Annotated in this window: 20 protein-coding genes; 13 read left to right on the top strand and 7 right to left on the bottom strand. The window is 60.2% G+C overall.

Annotated elements, in window-relative coordinates; genetic code table 11:
- Positions 1–104 precede the first annotated feature (104 nt).
- The 5 genes from L1073_RS15495 (at position 105) to pepN (ending at position 5,997) form a co-directional block, all read left to right on the top strand.
- Positions 105–251 carry a hypothetical protein gene (locus L1073_RS15495; RefSeq protein ID WP_246900736.1) on the top strand — a complete coding sequence of 49 codons (147 nt, stop codon included), beginning with the start codon at positions 105–107 and terminating at the stop codon, positions 249–251.
- An 84-nt stretch (positions 252–335) separates the two neighbouring features.
- Positions 336–821 (top strand): YajQ family cyclic di-GMP-binding protein, encoded by a 486-nt coding sequence (locus tag L1073_RS15490; protein ID WP_246900734.1) that lies wholly within the window; start codon positions 336–338, stop codon positions 819–821.
- Positions 822–954: 133 nt separating this feature from the next.
- Positions 955–2,520: an AMP-binding protein gene (locus L1073_RS15485; RefSeq protein WP_246900732.1), complete on the top strand. Its 1,566-nt coding sequence runs from the start codon at positions 955–957 to the stop codon at positions 2,518–2,520.
- Between the two features lie 246 nt (positions 2,521–2,766).
- Positions 2,767–3,201 (top strand): YbaN family protein, encoded by a 435-nt coding sequence (locus tag L1073_RS15480; protein ID WP_246900730.1) that lies wholly within the window; start codon positions 2,767–2,769, stop codon positions 3,199–3,201.
- A 156-nt stretch (positions 3,202–3,357) separates the two neighbouring features.
- Positions 3,358–5,997: an aminopeptidase N gene (gene pepN, locus L1073_RS15475; RefSeq protein WP_246900728.1), complete on the top strand. Its 2,640-nt coding sequence runs from the start codon at positions 3,358–3,360 to the stop codon at positions 5,995–5,997.
- 113 nt (positions 5,998–6,110) lie between these two features.
- Here pepN and L1073_RS15470 read toward each other — a convergent pair whose 3' ends face one another.
- On the bottom strand, positions 6,111–6,404 hold the full coding sequence (locus tag L1073_RS15470) for a hypothetical protein (RefSeq protein ID WP_246900726.1): 294 nt from the start codon (positions 6,402–6,404) through the stop codon (positions 6,111–6,113).
- 250 nt (positions 6,405–6,654) lie between these two features.
- Between L1073_RS15470 and L1073_RS15465 the strand changes: the two genes are divergently transcribed.
- Entirely contained in the window at positions 6,655–6,858 is a 204-nt protein-coding gene (locus L1073_RS15465; protein ID WP_246900724.1) for a putative motility protein, read from the top strand.
- An 80-nt stretch (positions 6,859–6,938) separates the two neighbouring features.
- Here L1073_RS15465 and L1073_RS15460 read toward each other — a convergent pair whose 3' ends face one another.
- Positions 6,939–7,709 carry an HpcH/HpaI aldolase family protein gene (locus tag L1073_RS15460; RefSeq protein ID WP_246900723.1) on the bottom strand — a complete coding sequence of 257 codons (771 nt, stop codon included), beginning with the start codon at positions 7,707–7,709 and terminating at the stop codon, positions 6,939–6,941.
- A 95-nt stretch (positions 7,710–7,804) separates the two neighbouring features.
- On the bottom strand, positions 7,805–8,314 hold the full coding sequence (locus tag L1073_RS15455) for an Lrp/AsnC family transcriptional regulator (RefSeq protein WP_246900717.1): 510 nt from the start codon (positions 8,312–8,314) through the stop codon (positions 7,805–7,807).
- 158 nt (positions 8,315–8,472) lie between these two features.
- Here L1073_RS15455 and L1073_RS15450 point away from each other — a divergent pair, with 158 nt between their 5' ends.
- Complete coding sequence (locus L1073_RS15450) at positions 8,473–10,164, top strand: 2-isopropylmalate synthase (RefSeq protein ID WP_246900715.1); 1,692 nt, start codon at positions 8,473–8,475, stop codon at positions 10,162–10,164.
- Positions 10,165–10,230: 66 nt separating this feature from the next.
- On the opposite strand, the gene L1073_RS15445 is transcribed toward L1073_RS15450, so the two are convergent.
- Positions 10,231–11,211, bottom strand: a complete 981-nt coding sequence (locus L1073_RS15445; RefSeq protein ID WP_246900714.1) for a tripartite tricarboxylate transporter substrate binding protein — start codon at positions 11,209–11,211, stop codon at positions 10,231–10,233.
- A gap of 249 nt (positions 11,212–11,460) precedes the next feature.
- A complete protein-coding gene (locus L1073_RS15440) occupies positions 11,461–12,297 on the bottom strand; it encodes a formate/nitrite transporter family protein (protein WP_246900711.1) in 837 nt (278 codons plus the stop codon).
- A 109-nt stretch (positions 12,298–12,406) separates the two neighbouring features.
- Here L1073_RS15440 and L1073_RS15435 point away from each other — a divergent pair, with 109 nt between their 5' ends.
- On the top strand, positions 12,407–13,102 hold the full coding sequence (locus L1073_RS15435; protein ID WP_246900709.1) for an MgtC/SapB family protein: 696 nt from the start codon (positions 12,407–12,409) through the stop codon (positions 13,100–13,102).
- A 98-nt stretch (positions 13,103–13,200) separates the two neighbouring features.
- Here L1073_RS15435 and L1073_RS15430 read toward each other — a convergent pair whose 3' ends face one another.
- Positions 13,201–13,767, bottom strand: coding sequence for a FlgO family outer membrane protein (locus tag L1073_RS15430; RefSeq protein WP_246900707.1), 567 nt, complete (start codon positions 13,765–13,767; stop codon positions 13,201–13,203).
- Positions 13,768–13,781: 14 nt separating this feature from the next.
- The gene (locus L1073_RS15425; protein WP_246900706.1) at positions 13,782–14,453 is read right to left on the bottom strand and encodes a hypothetical protein; all 672 of its coding nucleotides are present in this window, start codon (positions 14,451–14,453) and stop codon (positions 13,782–13,784) included.
- A gap of 230 nt (positions 14,454–14,683) precedes the next feature.
- Here L1073_RS15425 and L1073_RS15420 point away from each other — a divergent pair, with 230 nt between their 5' ends.
- From L1073_RS15420 to L1073_RS15400, 5 genes are all read left to right on the top strand, one after another.
- The gene (locus L1073_RS15420) at positions 14,684–15,853 is read left to right on the top strand and encodes a multidrug effflux MFS transporter (RefSeq protein ID WP_246900704.1); all 1,170 of its coding nucleotides are present in this window, start codon (positions 14,684–14,686) and stop codon (positions 15,851–15,853) included.
- A gap of 59 nt (positions 15,854–15,912) precedes the next feature.
- Positions 15,913–16,203, top strand: a complete 291-nt coding sequence (locus L1073_RS15415) for a YciI family protein (protein WP_246900703.1) — start codon at positions 15,913–15,915, stop codon at positions 16,201–16,203.
- Positions 16,204–16,273: 70 nt separating this feature from the next.
- Positions 16,274–17,245, top strand: coding sequence for a lipid kinase YegS (gene yegS / locus L1073_RS15410; protein ID WP_246900701.1), 972 nt, complete (start codon positions 16,274–16,276; stop codon positions 17,243–17,245).
- A gap of 107 nt (positions 17,246–17,352) precedes the next feature.
- A complete protein-coding gene (locus tag L1073_RS15405) occupies positions 17,353–17,799 on the top strand; it encodes a nucleoside deaminase (protein ID WP_246900831.1) in 447 nt (148 codons plus the stop codon).
- A 98-nt stretch (positions 17,800–17,897) separates the two neighbouring features.
- Positions 17,898–18,320: a DNA polymerase V family protein gene (locus L1073_RS15400; protein WP_246900699.1), complete on the top strand. Its 423-nt coding sequence runs from the start codon at positions 17,898–17,900 to the stop codon at positions 18,318–18,320.
- Positions 18,321–18,484: the final 164 nt, after the last annotated feature.

Below are 18,484 nucleotides of genomic sequence, written 5' to 3'. Positions count from 1 at the left end.
GGTGCTGTCGTCAGCGCGTTTCCGATGTCGCGTGACGCGCCAGACGCCAGGCGTACATTCATGCACTTATTTCTCTATCACCTGCGCCACTTGGAGACATTTGCATGACCTGCTCCCTGCGCGCCGCCACCGTCACCGACCTCGATGCGCTCTGTCATCTCGAGGCGATATGTTTCGATGGCGACCGCTTCACACGCCGTCAACTGGCCTATCTATTGGCGCGGGCCAACGCTTATACGCACGTTGCGTAAGCCGGGCGAAGGGGAAAGCCGGGACGGTGAGTGTCGTGAGCATGCTAGAATCGCGCCCGATCTTAGCCCAGCGAGGAAGTGACCATGCCATCTTTCGATATCGTTTCCGAGTTCGATAAGCACGAGGCCAGCAACGCCGTCGATCAAGCCAATCGCGAGATTCAGACCCGATTCGATTTTCGCGGCGTGACCGCGAGCTTTACCCTGGAAGGCGAGACGGTGACCCTCGAAGCCGAGGTGGATTTCCAGCTCAAGCAGATGCTCGACGTGCTGCGTAACAAGCTCATCGCCCGGGGTATCGATGCCCGCTGCATGGAGATCAAGGACCCCGTCACTAGTGGCGTGCGCGCCCACCAGGAGGTCGTGCTCAAGCAGGGCCTCGAGCAGCCGGAATGCAAGGATATCGTCAAGCGCTTGAAGGACGCCAAGCTCAAGGTGCAGGCGCAGATCCAGGGCGACAAGGTGCGCGTCACCAGCAAGAAGCGTGACGAGCTGCAGCAGGCGATCGCCTTGTTGAAGAGCGAGGGTGGCCCCGAGCTGGCCCTGCAGTACACGAATTTCCGCGATTGAAGGGAATTCGTCCCACTCCCTTGATACGCATCATCCTTGTGGTCGGCTAGCGTTGCCACCCACGCCTGCGCGCTCGATCCTGTCGCTAAAACAACCGCAGCAACACAATAAAACCAGCGACAGGAGAACGAAGATGTTTGATCTGGGACGCGGCTTTCTTGCCACGGTCGAGCGGCGTCCGCACGCCGTTGCCATCAGCGATAGCGAGATGCACAAGACCTACGCACAGTGGTATGCGGACATTCAGAGCGTGGCGCGCCACCTCCGGCGGCTGGGACTCGACAAGGGCGACCGCCTGCTGGTGGCCATGCACAATCGTTGGCAGATGGCGACTCTGTACTGGGCCTGCCAGTTCGCGGGGATCATCGTCACGCCGGTGAACTGGCGTTCGACGACTCTGGATATTCGCTACTACCTGAAGAACTCGGGCGCCGGGGCCATCGCCTATGACGATGCGATCGCCGAGGCGGCGCAGGCGTGCGCCGAGGTGTATCGCATACCGCGGATCGTGGTCGGCGAGGTAACGCCCCTGGGGGCGATTGCCTTCGATTCGCTGCTCGGATCGACCGGCGAGACGTTGCTGATGGCGACGCCCGACGATTACTCGATGATGCTCTACACCTCGGGGACCACCGGCAGACCCAAGGGTGTGCCGCGTCGGCATCGTGCCGAACGCGCCGCGACGGCCGCGTACGTGGCCCAGAATCTGTATCGTCATGATGAAACCATGCTGGGCGTGATGCCGCTTTATCACGCCACGGGCGTGCGCGCGTTGCAGGCAATGGCGATGGTCGACGGGCGCTTCGTGTGCATTCCCAAGTTTGAACCGGAGGCGACGCTCGACGCCATCGAGCGAGAGAGAGTCACCAGCCTCAATCTGGTGCCGACGCTCTATCATATGCTGCTCGAAGCGCCGGGATTCGCCCCGCATCGGGTAGCCAGTATCGATAAGATAGGCTTTGCTGGCGCACCCATGAGCGCGGGCTTGATCGCGCGCGTCGAGGCGGCCTTCCAGCCGAGTCTGTTCGTCAACCAGTATGGTTGCTCGGAACTCTATGCATTGACCGTCGACCAGCATGCCAATCATAAGCCTGGTTCATCGGGACGCGCGGCGCTCAACCAGCGATTGCGGGTGGTCAGGGTGGGGGCCACGTCGCCGGCGATGTGCGTGCCGCCGGGCGCGGAAGGCGAAGTTATCGCCGATATGAACGGAGATGAGGCCTTCGAGGGCTACTGGCAGTATCCCGAGGCCGATAGCAAAGCCCTTAGAGACGGCTGGTACTTCACCGGGGATACCGGGTATTTCGACGACGATGGGGATTTGTTCGTCACAGGGCGCGTCGACGACCTTATCAACTCCGGTGGCGAAAACATCAGCCCGCTGGAAATCGAGAATGTGCTGTCGTTGCATCCGCAGGTCGAGGAAGTCGCGGTGGTGGGGCTACCCGACGACAAGTGGGGTCAAGTGGTGACGGCGTTCATCAAGGCACGCAGCGCCGTCGATGAGCGGGAGCTCGGGCGTTATTGCCTGGATGCCGGGCTGACGCGTTTTAAGTGTCCGCGCGGCTATCGTTTCATTGAGGAACTGCCCAAGTCGCCGGTGGGCAAGGTCTTGCGTCGCATGCTGCGTGTACCGTCGACCACGATGTCCGACATGCAGGATGTGCCGGTCCGTCAGGCCCATATGACCTCGGGATGATGCTACATGGAGCGTGTAATGGGAGGCTCTCAATGTAGCCGCCTTGGTCTTGGCCCCTTGCTTTGCGCTAGAATGAATGCACGTGTCCAACCTCTGGCGGTAATCGCCTCGATAGCAAGGGACGATTTCTCCTGGATGCGTTATTCGGGCTTCAATGAATGAGGTGACGTCGGGCTTCGCCATGCCTGCCAGCGATCTCGCGTGAAGCCCGGCGTTTCCCTCTATCACGGCAAGGTGGCGCGGCGCATGTACGATATACGCAAGCTATTGTTCATCTGCTTGGCTGGCGTCAGCTTCTCTCTGGGCGTGATCGGCTTGTTTCTGCCGATCATGCCTACGACGTGTTTCATGCTGGTGGCGGTATGGGCAGCTTCGAAAAGCTCGCCGCGTTTCGCCAATTGGATTCGTCGACATCCGCGCTTCGGCCCTTCCATTCTCGCCTGGGAGCGCGAACGCGCCATCCCCCGGCACGCCAAATGGATGGCGTGCGTCATGCTGATGGTATCGATGGGCGTGATCGCCTTCACCGTCGACCCCCTAGCGCTGCGTGTGGCGTTGATCATTGGCCTGGCGGGCATCGCGGTGTGGATTTTGACCCGCCCGACGCCGTCGCTGGGGCGTTGCCCGGTGCTGTCCTCCTTCGAAGAATCTTCCTCCAGCCAGCGCCAGGAGTCTCGCTGAGCGTGCGATAGAGGTGTGATAAAGGCGCGGCGTTGCCCGCACTTTTGAGCCGACTCCACCGGACGCCGTACAATGCTCGGCATGTGCCTCGCGTTTTATGCGCGAGACGATGTCTTGGGGGCGAGTGCCTGCCCCGATCTCAAGGAGCGTCGATCGATGTCCGAACCGCAAGCGACCCATCTCAAGGATTACCTGCCGCCCGCCTACCGGGTGGCGCACACCGAGCTGAAATTCGACCTGGCCCCCTCGGCAACCACCGTGACCGCGCGCCTGCATGTCGAACGCCATCCCGAGCGCGAAGCGGGACTGCCGCTACGTTTCGCCGGTGACAAGTTGTCGCTGGTGCGCATCGCTGTGGATGGTCAGGAGCTGGAAGCCGACGAGTATGAGGTCGATGACGAAGGCCTGACCATCGCCAGCGTGCCGGAACGTTTTCTGCTGGATACCGAGGTGTCGATCGATCCCTCCGCCAACACCGCCCTTGAGGGGCTTTATGTTTCCAGCGGCATGTTCTGCACTCAGTGCGAGCCGCAGGGCTTTCGCCGTATCACCTTCTATCCCGATCGCCCGGATGTGATGGCGACCTTTTCCACTACGGTGGTGGGTGACAAGACCGATGCGCCGGTGCTGCTCTCCAACGGCAATCCGGTGGAAAGCGGTGAGCTCCCGGAGGGTCGGCATTTCGTGACCTGGGAAGACCCGCATCCCAAACCGAGTTACCTGTTCGCGCTGGTGGCCGGGAAACTGGAAAACGTCGAAGATCGCTTCACGACCATGAGTGGTCGCGATGTCACGCTGCAGATTTGGGTCGAGCCGGAGAATCTCGACAAGACCGCGCATGCCATGGCCTCACTCAAGAGCGCCATGCGCTGGGATGAAGAGACCTACGGCCGTGAATACGATCTCGACCGCTTCATGATCGTCGCCGTCAACGACTTCAACATGGGCGCCATGGAGAACAAGGGACTCAACATCTTCAACTCGGCGGCGGTGCTCACGCATCCGCAAACCGCTACCGACGCGGCCTTCCAGCGGGTGGAGGGTATCGTCGCTCACGAGTACTTCCATAACTGGTCGGGCAACCGCGTGACCTGCCGCGATTGGTTCCAGCTCTCGCTGAAGGAAGGCTTCACCGTCTTCCGCGATCAGAGCTTTTCCGCCGACGTCAATTCGGCGCCGGTCAAGCGCATCGAGGACGTGTCGTTCTTTCGTACGGCGCAGTTCGCCGAGGATGCCGGCCCGACGGCGCATCCCGTGCGCCCCGATCATTACATCGAGATATCCAACTTCTACACCCTGACGATTTACGAAAAGGGTGCCGAGATCGTGCGCATGCTGCGTCATCTCCTCGGTTGGGAGACGTTCCGCCAGGGCTCGGATCTGTACTTCGCGCGTTTCGACGGCCAGGCGGTGACCATCGAGGATTTCGTCGATTGCATGGCGGAAGTCTCCGGGCTCGACCTGAGTCAGTTCATGCGCTGGTACTCGCAGGCGGGTACGCCGGAGATCGACGCCCATGGCGAATACGATTACGCCAAGTGCGAGTACCACCTGCGGCTTTCCCAGCGCACGCCGCCCACCCCCGGTCAGGCGGAAAAACAGCCGCTGCATATTCCGGTGCGCATGGGGCTGGTGGGCACCAAGTCCGGCAACGACATGGCATTGACGCTGGACGGCGAGTCGTTGGGCAAGGAAACGGTGCTGCATCTGCGCGACACCGAACAGACCTATGTCTTCACCGGCATCGACGAAGCGCCGACGCCATCGCTGCTGCGCGGTTTCTCGGCGCCGGTCTATCTGCGCTATCCGTATTCGCGCGAGGAACTCTCGTTCCTGCTGACCCACGATGCGGACGACTTCAACCGTTGGGACGCGGGGCAGCGGTTGACCATGCTGGCTCTCGACGATCTGATCGCGGCGCATCGCAATGGGGTTGAAAAGGTCATGGATACCCGCGTCATCGACGCGTATCGGCGCCTTTTGACCACCGAGACCGACGACAAGGCGGTGTTGGCCGAGATGTTGACGCTTCCCTCCGAGGCTTATATCGCCGAGCAGCAGCCGATGGTCGATGTGGATGCCATTCATGCCGCGCGGGTCTTCGTCAAGCAGTCGCTCGCCACGGCCTTGCGCGACGAATTTCTGGCCATTCATGAAGCCCATCGGAGCGACGAACCCTATGCGCCGGAGCCGAATCAGATCGCGCGGCGCCGGGTGAAGAATGTGGCGCTCGAATACCTGATGAGCATCGAGGACGACGAGGGCGTGGCATTGGCCGAGGCGGAGGTCGATGCCGAGCACAACATGACCGATGTGCGTGCCGCCTTGACGATGCTGGTGCACAGCTCGCGCAGCGACATCGCCGAGCCGGCGCTCAAGGCGTTCGGCGAGAAGTGGGCGCACGATCCGCTGGTGATGAACCAGTGGTTCACGATTCAGGTCACGCGCCCGCAGGAGGATGTGCTGGAACGCGTCAAATACCTGATGGCGCATCCGCTGTTCTCGCTCAAGAATCCCAACAAGGTGCGCGCGCTGATCGGTGCCTTCGCGGCGCTGAACCGCGTCAACTTCCACCGCCTCGACGGCGAGGGCTATCGCCTACTGGCCGATGTGGTGATCGAGCTCAATAGCCTCAATCCCGAGATCGCCGCGCGCATAATCACGCCGCTAACGCGTTGGCAGCGTTTCGACGAGCAGCGTCAGGCGCTGATGAAGGCCGAGCTCGAGCGCATTCGTGCCGAGGAACTCTCGCCCAACGTCTTCGAAATGGTCGAACGGGCGCTGGCCGACGCCTGATAGCCGACGTTGCATGAAGACGTTGCATGAAAAAGTGACGGCAAAACGCCGCTGCCTTGGCAGCGGCGTTTTTGCGTGGGTGGGTATCGTGTTGGCCGTTGCAATAAGGCGCTTCAGCGAATGAGCCAGCCGAGCACCAGCAAGCCGAGAAACAGCCATACGAGACCGCCGACGAAGCCACGCCGGAGAAGTGCGCGAATTCCTCGGTAAAGCATCCATACGCCGATGACCAGCACCACCAGATTGATGAGCGAGGGATTGACGCCCAGCGAACGGGCGAGGCCGTCGAAGAAGCGGTCGATCGCTACCCACAACCCTGCGAATAGCGTGGAGAGGGCGTCGATGATGGCGCGCAAGGCGTCGCCGAGGAACTCGCCGAGCCAGTGGAAGAATCTGTCGATCTGCATGTCACATCCTTTTTGTGAGCGTGCTTATGTGAGCGTCTCGCCCCATATGCCGTCGGGCGCATGCCATTCTATGCGGCAAGGCGCCAGGATGGCAGGGGCGCCTTAGGATGGGGTGGCCTTTATGCTTTTCTTCTTGCATGCTGCAAGTGTCATGTGTTGGCTATCGGTCGTGGGCGATGAAAGTTTGTTGCGTCCTAGCCGATAACTAGAGGGCGTAAAGCGCATTCATTCACTTGAAGGGAGGAGCTTCATGGATTCATCCGTGAACGCAGCCGTGGGAACTGCGATGGCGTTGCAACAGCATAACGCCGATCAGCAGTCGCAGATGGGCCTGCTCAAGGAGTCGCTCAACAATCAGGCGTCGCATGCGTCGCAACTGATGGAAGCGGTTTCCCCCCAGCAGTCTCTGGCAACGACCGGCACCGTGGGTACGCAGGTCAATACCTACGCCTGAGCCTAGGATAGGCTGGTCAAGAATGCCGTGGCGCCTAGCGTCGCGGCATTTTCATTGTCGAGCACTCACACCGTAGTGGCCTATTCCTCACCCTTGTAGCGCGACACGGTCTCCTTGGCAGCCTGTCGCAATAGGCTGATATCGATGCCCACGGCGATGAAATCGAACCCCCAGTCGGCATAGCGTCTGGCATCCGCCTCGACGGGGGCCAGAATGCCGGCCGCTTTGCCGGCGGCGTGGGTGGCGTCCAAAGTATGCCGAATCATCGCCTGGACCTCAGGATGGTTGGGATTGCCGATATGTCCGCTGTCGGTGGATAGGTCGAAAGGCCCGACGAAAACGGCGTCGATGCCTGGAGTAGCGGCGATAGCCTCGGCGTTGTCGACCCCGCTGCGAGACTCCACCTGCACGATCAGGCATAGCTCTTCATGGGCCGTCGTCATGTAGTCTTCCACCTCGCCCCAGCGCGTGGCGCGTGTCAGGCCACCGCCAACGCCGCGACATCCCTGCGGCGGGTAACGTGTGGCGGCGACCAACTGGGCTGCCTGTTCGGCGGTGTCGATCATGGGGATCATCAGCGTCTGGGTGCCGATGTCGAGCAGTTGCTTGATCAGGGCTGGGTCATGGTTGACGGTGCGTACGACCGGGGCGCAAGAATAGCCGGCAACAGCCTGCAACTGAGTGAGAATCGTGGGTACGTTATTGGGCGCATGTTCGCCGTCGATCAATAGCCAATCGAACCCCGTGGTCGCGAGAATCTCCGTGGCATAGCCAGTGGCGAAACCGGCCCAGCAGCCATAGCGGGTATCGCCGGTCAGTGACGCTTTGAAGGGGTTGTGGGGCAGTTGCATGGCTCATGTCCTTTTTCATTAGATGACTATTGCATACAAAAAACGTAACAGCCTTTCGAGTCAGCGGCCATTGCACCAGCGTCTAATACGCGGTGTCAGTATGGTGTGTCCGGATGCGACGGGACTGGGCGGTGCTCGAGAACTCGGCGCAGGACGAAACTGGAATGCGCGCCGGTAACGCCTTCGATACGTGTGATCTGATTGAGCAGCAGGTTCTGGTAGTCATCCATGTCGTGGACCACTACCTTGAGCTGATAGTCGGCCTCCTGGCCGGTGATCAGCAGGCATTCCTGCACTTGGGGCAGCGCTGCGACCTTGGCCTCGAAGTTGGCGAAGCGTTCGGGTGTGTGCCGGTCCATGGAGATATGCAAGAGCGCCGTGAGGCTATGCCCCAGCCGTTTGGCATCCACCAGAGCGCGATAGCCGGTGATCAGGCCGCTGTCTTCCAGGGCTCGCACACGTCGCAGGCAGGGCGAGGGCGACAGGCCGATACGTTCGGCCAGCTCCTGATTGTTGATACGCCCATGGTGCTGGAGGATCTCGAGTATCTGACGGTCGTAGCGGTCGAGCGTCACTACGTCGGCTGGCGTGCTATCTTTTGGCATTATTAGTCTCTTATGAGAATGATATTGGAATTATATGCCAAAAAAAGACCTCGTCGAGGACGATTTAGCAATCGTCTGCGGGGTAAGGCAGCGTAGACTGTGATCATTGCCACACGCAGTCGGCTCGTTCGTTCATTCATTTTCACAGGACCGTTGTCATGAGTTGCTTCGACCATCGCAAGTATCGCCCGGCGCCGCGCGTGCCCGCCTTCGACCGTCAGTGGCCGGATCGCGACCTGGTGACGGCACCGACCTGGGTCAGCGAGGATCTCCGCGACGGCAACCAGGCGCTACTCGAGCCGATGAGCGTCGCACAGAAACAGCGGCTGTGGCAGCAGATCATCAAGGTCGGCATCAAGGAAGTCATGGTCGGCTTTCCGTCGGCCAGTCAACCGGATTACGATTTCGTGCGCTGGTTGATCGAGGAAGACCAGATTCCCGACGATGTGACCATCGCGGTGCTGGTGCAGTGCCGCGAGCATCTGATCGAGCGGACCTTCGCGTCGTTGGTGGGTGCCAAGCGCGCCATCGTGCATCTGTATAATTCCACCTCGACCGTGCAGCGCGAACGCGTTTTCGAGATGGATCGTCAGGGAATCGTCGATATCGCCGTGCAGGGGGCGAGCTGGGTCAAGGCGCACGCCGCGCGCTACCCCGAGGTCGAGTGGCGCTTCGAATACACCCCCGAGAGCTTTTCCAGCACCGAGATCGACTTCTCATTGGCGATCTGCGAAGCGGTGATGGACGTCTGGCAGCCGACGCCGGAGGCGAAATGCATTCTCAACCTGCCCACCACAGTCGAGGTGGGCGGGCCACATCACCATGCCGATCAGATCGAGTATTTCTGCCAGCATATCAGCCGCCGCGACAGTGTGATCATCTCGGTGCATACGCATAATGATCGTGGCGGTGCGGTGGCGTCCGCCGAACTTGCCCTGCTGGCCGGCGCCGAGCGTGTCGAAGGCACGTTGCTGGGCAATGGCGAGCGCACCGGCAACATGGACATCGTCACTTTGGCGATGAATCTGTACAGCCAGGGCATCGATCCCGAACTCGACCTGTCACGCCCCGACGAGATCATCGAGGTGGTGCAGGAATGCACCGGTATTCCCATGCATCCGCGTCATCCCTGGGTGGGGGAGATGGTCTACACCGCGTTTTCCGGCAGTCACCAGGACGCCATCCGCAAGTCGCTCAGAAAGCAGCAGGCGGACGAACCGTGGCAGGTGGCGTACCTGCCGATCGACCCGCGCGATATCGGGCGCGATTACCAGGCGGTCATTCGCGTCAATAGCCAGTCCGGCAAGGGCGGCATGACGTTCCTGCTCGAGCGCGATTACGGCATCAGTCTGCCGCGCTGGATGGCGCTGGAGCTGGCCCCGGCGGTGCAGGCAGTGAGCGAGACGGTGAGTGGCGAATTATCCAGCCAGCGCATCCGCGAGGTGCTGACCGAGACCTTCTCCCGGCATGAACCGCTCTCGTTGACCGGATACCGGTTGGATCGTGACGCTGACCAAGGCTTGACGGTATCACTCGACGATGCCGGTCGGGCGGTGCGTTTGAGTGGCCAGGGCAACGGTGTCATTTCGTCGTTCATGACTGCCTGGCAAGCCCATACCGGACAATCGGTGAGCGTCGTCGATTACAGCGAGCACGCGCTGGGTGAGGGCAGCGACGCTGTGGCGATCGCCTTCGTGCAACTCAATGTGGCAGGGCAGCGCATCAGCGGCATGGCCGAGGACGGCGACACCGTCAGTGCCTCGCTCAAGGCCGTGTTGAGCGCGCTCAATCGCGCGGGCCATCAAGGCACGATGTCGGCGTTGGCGGCCGAGGCGCAAGCATCGGCATAGAACGTCAGTGAGTGATGGGCCACGACCGCATGAATAGGAAGGCGGTCGTGGCGCGTCGCGTGACGCCTACTGCTTGGCGAGGCCGATGGCCTTCATGATCTCACCGAACTTGGCGTCGCTTTTCTCCATGTAGTCGCCGAAGGCCTGTGCGTCCTTCCATTGCACCCCGTAGCCTTGCTTGGCCATGAATGACTGGTAGGTATCGCTTTCGTAGGCGGCATGCAAGGCACTTTCCAGCGTCGCGACGATGTCGTCGTCCATGCCTTTGGGTCCGATGACGCCGCGCCACGCCCCCGTGGTGAAGTCGCTATCTACCTGTGAGGCCACGGTGGGAACATCGGGGAAGCTTTCCAGAGGTTCCTCGGCCATCACGCCCAGGCTACGTACGCGGCCGGAGTCGATCATCGAGCGTGTTTCAGGGAGCGAGGTGGCGGCCATGTCGACGCCACCGGAGGCGAGTTCCGTCATGGCCGGTGCGGCGCCTTGGCTGGGGATCCAGTTGACCTTGTCGGCGGGCATGTCGAGATCCATCAGCAGTCCTCCCAGTGCGACATGCCAGATACCCCCGAGCCCGGTACCGGAGGCATTGAGGTGGCCGTCGGGCTGCTCGCGAATCGCCCCTATCAAATCGCCCAGGTCCTGGTAGTCGGCGTCCTCGGCGACGCTGATGCTAGCGGCATCGAAGTTGATCTGCCCGATGGGAGTGAAGTCCTCGTAGGTGATATCGGTCAGACCTTGCCAATGCATCATGTTGATCTCGACCGTGCCAAGCCCGAGGGTGTAGCCATCGGGATTGGCGCGTGAGATGGCGGTGTGCCCCACGACGCCGCTGCCGCCCGTGCGGTTGACCACATTGATGGTTTCGCCGAGCTCTTCCTCCAGAGCCTTGGCGATGATGCGTGCCGTGGCATCGGTCCCACCGCCAGCGGCCCAGGGGACGATCAGCGTGATGGGCTTCTCGGGGTAATCGGCGAGTGCGGGGGTGGCAAGCCCCATGACCAGTGCTGCGGCAAGCCAATACGGTGAGCGTGGTGTGGCGTGTCCCATTGTTATTGTCCCTCGTTATGGATCCGGTCAAGCCGGGTGGGTGGCATAAGTCACTTAAGATGTAACAGGCACGCGGGCGCTTCGCTAATGCCGAAACCCAGCATGCCGATAAAAATTGGTTATCAAGAGAGAGTATTGGGCTCTATTCGGTGTCTCATCCGTGCGAGGGCATAAAACGGTATAGACGAATGGACAAGCTCGGCACGCCGGGGGAGACGTGCCGAATCAGGCTTTTTGTAAGATGCCCCTTCAGGTATCGCTGCGAACCTGCGCATGGCTGATAAGTGCAAAGATGAAGGTGCCGCCGATCAGGTTGCCGGCCAGCGTCGGCAGGGCGAATTGGAAGAAATACTCGCCGATACTCGCTTGACCGGCGAACATCAGGTACATCACTTCTGTGGAGCCCACGATGATGTGCGTGAAACCACCCAGTGCGACGAGATAGGTAACGATCAGGATGACCCAGATCTTGGCGCCACCGGCGGCGGGGAGCAGCCAGACCATGGTGGCGATCATCCAGCCGGCAACGATGCCCTTGGCGAACATCTGGCTGCCGGTATTCTCCATGACGTGATGGCCCAGGCTGAGAAAGGCCTTATGCGTCTCGGCATCGAACAAGGGCATATAGAGGATCGCGTATGCGGAGATTGCCACACCCACGAGGTTACCGATGAGTACGACACCCCATAGCCTCAGCAATTTGAGAAAGCGCATGATGCGTGGCGTGCTCATGACCGGCAGCACGGCGGTGACGGTGTTCTCGGTGAAGAGTTGTTGACGCGCGAGGATGACCACTATAAAGCCGATGGTGTAGCCAAACGCCTCGATGAGAAAACCGATATCGCTGTCTGGCAGGCGCGCGTGAAGCAGGCCCCTGGCAAGCATCGAAAAACTCATCGACAGGCCGGCGGCGAGCGCCGACCAGAACAGCGCCGAGGCGGCGCGTTTGAGCTCCGTCTCGCCTTCTGCCCGCAGCGACTCATGGACGGATGCGGCGCGTGACTGTCGAGGGCCGCCATTCAGATGCAGGTCGTGTTCGTCGTCTTCTACCCGGCTGGGGGGTGTGAGGTTGGAGGGGTGGCTCACGCAGCTATCCTTCTATCGAAAGGTGGGAAATCGTCGTGGATTCTGTGGGATACAGTGGCAAACGTTATGCTGACACGATAGACGATAACGCAGGCGAAGGAAGAGGCGAATGTCGACGATATCATGGGCGATAGTGGTACATCTGGGGATGGCCTGGCTGGCGGGAAGCCTGATCGGGCTGGAACGTACCTTTCATGGGCGTCCGGCGGGGTTTCGGACACATGCGCTGGTGTGCGTCGCATCGGCCTTGTTGATGATGGTGACGGTCTACCAGTGGGAGTGGCTAGGCAGCAACGTGCCCGAAGAGACGGTCAGAACCGATCCCACGCGCATGGCCCAAGGCATCATGACCGGTATCGGCTTCCTGGGCGCCGGCGTGATCTTCAAGGAAGGGCTGACGGTGCGTGGCTTGACCACGGCGGCCTCGATCTGGATCACCTCGGCGCTGGGTATACTTTATGGGATTGGCTTCTGGCTGCCGGGGGTGCTGGCGACGGGGGTGACCCTGTTGACGCTGTCGTTGTTTCGCTTGGTCGAAGCGCGGATGCCGAGCCGAACTTTCGCGCGCTGCATTCTACGTTTCGATAGCCAACGAATACTCGGCGAGCCAGAGATCTATGCACTAATGAGAGCGCACCGCTTCCATATCGAAAGTCTCAGCTATCGCACGCGCGACGAGGGACGTCAATTCGAATACCGCATGATGCTGCGGACACACGATCGTCACTACCTGCCATTGTTGGCCACCGACTTGCGTAACCACGAGACGTTGTTGGAATTTCAGTTGTCGCCGACCGGTGATTGATAAAGGAGCCGCCAGCATCGCTGTCTGGATGCTGGCGGAAGTAGCCAACGACGGAGTCAATCACAAGGGGACGCGACGTTTGCGAGGAAGAAGAAGGCTTACCAGTTAGAAGGCAGCAAGGCCCTGATGTCGTTGTCCATTGGTACTTCGAAGCTCGAGGCACCCAAGACCTGGCGGTCCGCGATGCGTACCAGCCGAGCGTTGACGAATAAGGTTCCTTCTCCTTGTGCGTAGGTGCCCAGCAACACGGCCTGGGCGTCATGATTGGCGCTCAAGCGTTGTACGTTGCGGGACAGGATCAGTTCCCCGGTATTCTGTTCGATATACAGGCTGTCACGCATCTTGACTTCGATGACATTCATACCGCCCTGGACGAGACGTGAGGTGAAGGTCTCTGACAGCGTGCGACCGAGCGTTGACGACTGATCCAATTGGTCGACATCGACGAAGGTGGTGGCGATGATCGGTGCCCGATCACCGAGTTGCTCGTTGCTAGTGGAAAGCAGTTTATCGGCGGCTTCGTCGACGCGCGTCAGCATGCTGGGCTCGGGGGCCGTTGCTTGACGGTTCTGAAGAAGGCTGCAACCGGAGAGAACCAGCAACAGAATGGCCAGTGTCAGCAGGCGCAATGTGACGCGCCCGGTACGGCATTGCTTGGATGACATGTCGAGCGGTCTCCTCACCAGTCGGATGATAGCGGCAGGCCGGCGGAATCGCCGGTGTCGGACGCACCGTAATGACCGCTATCACCCGCGTTGATGTAATACATGTTCGAGGACGAATAGCGCAGCGTGTCGTGCTGGCTGACCTGGGTCGTGATAATGGTCTCCTGCTGGCCGGTGGTGGTCCAGCTACCGCTGAAGGTATCGGCCAAGGCGGCACCGGGAATCAGAGCCAAGGCGGGTTCGGTCCAGTGGTTGAAAGGAATGGTCGCCACGGCAATACCTGCGGCCAATGTGGTCAGAGCCCCCTGGGGCGGCCGCACGAAACCGCGATCCTCGTGACGGATCACCTGGACATCGAAGCTGACATGGGCGGCGCCATCCGGCTGGGTGCGAACGATGGCACCTTGCTCGACCAGTTCACTGGTCAGCAGTGAACGGAACCCGCGGCTGAAGGCGGTCTCTTTCTCATGCGTCTCGATATAGAGCGGTTCGCCCCACAAATCGCGCTTGGCGAGGATCTCGCCTGCCTCGTGTTCGGCAAGCACTTCCCAATGCTGCGCGGCCTGCATGCGTTGCTGCTCACTGGTCGGGTAGGTCGTGGCGATGGGGGCCTGCGAGGTGTTGACCCCGAAGCAGCCGCCCAATAGGACGGCGCTTAGCACGACCCCCCAGGTACGGAATGGCATGGCGTTTCCTGTGCGATGGATGATCGGCGGACACGAGGCATTGCTTGGAGCATTGCCCTGAAAGGAAATATCGGCGGGGAGAGCACGCGCTTTAGGCCATGCTCTGAAAGTGTCGGCGAGCGTCGATTTTTGGGGTGACATTCTAGCAGAGAAAAGCATGCGTCATCGGCCAGTTGCATCTTGGTGTGTTCGGGGTAAGGTGACGTTCTTTTTGTCGCTGCGGAGGTTCCATGTCGGGGGCCCGTTTGCTTCCCTTGCTGGTGGGATGCGTGATGTTGTCGCCACTGGCGATCGATATCTACTTGCCGTCACTGACGGTCATGGCGCGCGAGTTCGACGTCCCGTTCAGCCGACTCCAGTTCACTGTAACATTACTCTTGCTGAGCGTCGGTCTGGGGCAGGTGTTGGTCGGCCCGCTGACCGATCGCTTCGGTCGTCGTCCGGTGCTGCTTTGCGGCACCGTGGTGTATATGGCGGGAGCGCTGCTGGGGATGATGGCGACCAGTCTCGGGCCGCTTTACGTCTCGCGTGTACTGCAAGGATTGGGAGCCTGCGCAAGCATGACGGTGGCTTTTGCTGCGGTGCGCGACTGCTTTACTGCCGAGCAAGGTGCGAAACTCTACAGCTATCTCAACGGCGCGCTATGCATCATTCCTGCACTGGCGCCAGTCATTGGCGGTAGTCTGGCGGTGACCTTCGGTTGGCGCAGCAATTTTGCGTTCATGTTCGTCTTCGCGGCGGTGCTGGGCGTGGCTGCCTTCTGGCGCTTTGCCGAGACGCGGCCTCAGGATACGGCAATCGAACGCCGACTTTATCGTTGGGCCCGTTATCGACCGGTATTGACCAGTGTTCGCTTTGTCTATTTCGCGGGGCTGGCCGGAGTGATCATGTCGGCGATCCTGGTGTACGTGTCGACCGCCCCCGTTATCCTGGTGGATCGCCTGGGGTTATCGGAACTGGCGTTTAGCGGCTGGTTCGGCGCCAATGCCGTGGTCAATATCACAGCGTTTTTCTTCGCGCCGCGTATCATTCATCGTCTCGGGCGGATCGGCACAGTGCGTTTAGGGCTGGGGCTGATCATCGTTTCGGGTATCCTGCAGGCACTGATTGTCACGGCGTTGCCGCTGTCGGCCATCGGTTTCATGGGGCCGATAGGGGTGCTCTCCGTGGGCTTTTCATTGGCGCTGGGCGCGGCCTCGAGCCTGGCACTCGAGCCATTTCGTGAGCGCGCCGGGACGGCTGCCGCCTTGCTGGGGGCCTTGCAGTTGGGCGGCGGTGCGTTGCTGGCTACGCTACTGCTGGCGACCTCGTTACCGCCGCAATGGACCCTGGTACTGATCGGCGTTGTGTTGGTTTCTCCCTTGTTGTGGCTTTCCTGGCGAGTGGCGCCGGCGCCATGAGTTTGTGAAGATACGAGTGGCAAAGAGGCGTGCCAGGTGACAGACATCAAGGAGCAGGCATGTTCATCGTATCGCTGGAGTACGTAGTCGACCCGGACACGGTCGAGCCGTATCGCATGGCACACATGGCCTGGGTGCGCCAAGGATTCGAGCGCGGCGTATTCATCGCCTCGGGGCGTAAAACACCACCCAGTGGTGGCATCATTCTGGCCAGAGCGACTTCGCGGGAGCGTTTGACGGCCTGGCTTGATGAAGATCCTTTTATCGTCGCCGGTGTAGCGCAATATCATGTCGAAGAATTCATGCCGACGACGGTAGGTAGCGGTTTCGAGGTGCTCAAGGGAATATGAGTACCCGTTGGTGCAAGATGCACATGGTGAGAGAGGCAGGCGTGTCTCAAGGAGCGAGGATGATGAATCGATGAGTGACACACTTCAGCCGGTCGCACGCGATGGAGACGCATGGCTGATTCTAAATGGTAAAGCCGCTCAACTTCCGGATGTCCGCGAAGCTGTGGAGCGCGTGCGTGCAGAGGGGCACCATCTGGCGGTGCGAGTGACCTGGGAAGGTGGTGACGGCGTGCGCCTGGCCCGGGAAGCCAGCGAGGCGGGTATCACGCGCATCATTGCCGGGGGCGGTGACGGCACGGTCAACGAGGTCGTTGGCGGCCTGATGCAACTGCCCCAGGAATCGCGCTCGACCCTGGGCATTCTCCCGCTGGGGAGTGCCAACGATTTCGCGCGTGGCCTAGAATTGCCATTGGATCCTTTGGAGGCGCTGCGCGTGGCATTGGATGCCAGCCCCCACAATGTGGACGTCGGTAGTCTAGGGGGGGATTATTTCATCAACCTAGCCTCCGGCGGCTTCGGTGCCCAGATCACCAATTCGACACCGGCTCCCCTCAAACGGCTTTTGGGTGGTGGTGCCTATTCGTTGATGGGCATGCTCAAGGCTTGGAATTATCAGCCTTACCGAGGCCGTTTGCGATTTCCCGGTGGCGAACGCAATATCCCCTTGTTTCTGTTCGCGCTGGGCAATGGTTCTCAAGCGGGAGGGGGGCAGCAGTTGGCGCCCCTGGCCAAGGTCGATGATGGCCTGTTGGAGCTACTCCTCGTGCGTCATTTCACCTCGCTCAGAGAGATGAAGCAGCTTATCGACGAACTGGAAAACCTCCCGCAAAGCGGTAAGTTCGTCGAGTATTTGCAGATTCCGTGGGTCGAGTTCGAAGGTGAGAGCGCCCTACCGCTGAATCTCGACGGCGAGCCGTGTTTCCACGAACGTTTTCGCGCTGAACTGATACCCGGAGCGCTTTCCCTGGCGGCACCTTCGTCTTCTGCGCTGTACTTACATCAAGACGATCAGGGGGGAGGCGTTACAAGATCTCTTGCGTGATCGTTTGCCCAGGGCGCTTCAAGGCGCTTACGCTTGAAATGAGCGTGTAAGTGCTCAATGTCAATATGTGTAATGTGATGCACAAGGTAAATGACACAAGGATTGCCATGGACCCATTCATGCAGGCAGCCATCGACGAGGCTCGCAAGGGATACGATGCAGGCGGGGTGCCTATCGGGTCGGTGCTTGTGCATCGGGGCGTTATCATCGGGCGTGGGCATAATCAACGCCAGCAACGTGGCAGTGCCATCTTGCACGGTGAGATGGACGCCTTGGAAAATACCGGTCGTTTGGCGGCACCTGTGTATCGTGAAGCGGTGCTTTATACCACACTGTCACCCTGTGCCATGTGCAGTGGTGCCATTTTGCTTTATGGCATCCCCGAGGTCGTGATTGGTGAAAACTCGACCTTCCAAGGGGAAGAGGCGCTATTACGCCAACGTGGTATCACGCTTACGGTAGTCGATGACCCACAGTGCAAAGCGTTGATGGAGCGATTCATCGCCGAACGGCCCGAGATTTGGTACGAAGATATTGGCGAGTCCGGTATATAGGACTCGCCGGCCCTGTACCATGAGGCCTGTATGGCCTCATGGGCTTTTAGGAAAGTGCCGGTCATCCGGCAAAAATGAGCGACTCAAGGAGAGAAATGATGACGTATAAGCAATGGACGATGAGTGCGTTGGCATTGGTGATGTCACTTGGCCTGGCGGCCTGCGATAGCGGTGACGATCCCGCTCAGGAGGCTTCCGACAATGGCCAACAGGCTGCCGAGGAAACCCAGCAAGCCGCTGATGAATCCGGCGATGAAATGTCCGAGATGGGCGATGAAGCCAGCGACGACATGGAAGAAATGGGTGACGATGCTGCTGACGAGTCCTCTGACGCCATGGATGAAGCGGGCGATGAAGTTGACGAGGCTCAGGACGAAACCGCAGACGCCGCTGACGACGCTGGCGATGAAATGAGCGAAGCCGCCGACGACGTTGGCGATGAAATGGACGAAGCAGCAGACGAAGCCGACCAGGAAGCCGATGAGATTGAAGACGACGCTGAAGATGACGACAAGTCGTAATCTCGACTGACTCTGCTCAAAGAAAAGGCACATGGCGTATAAAAATGCGTCATGTGTCGCTTGGTCTCTGCGAAAAGCACGTCAGGCAGCGTATATATCAAGGCAAGTTGATCGTGTAGTGCTGATGCTCGACTTGCAAGAAAAGAGCCCACTGTCAGGTGGGC

It is taken from the genome of Chromohalobacter nigrandesensis (assembly GCF_023061285.1).
GTDB classification, from domain to species: Bacteria; Pseudomonadota; Gammaproteobacteria; order Pseudomonadales; family Halomonadaceae; genus Chromohalobacter; species Chromohalobacter nigrandesensis.
Note: the sequence above shows the minus strand (reverse complement) of the source record. Positions and strands in the feature narration are given on the sequence as shown.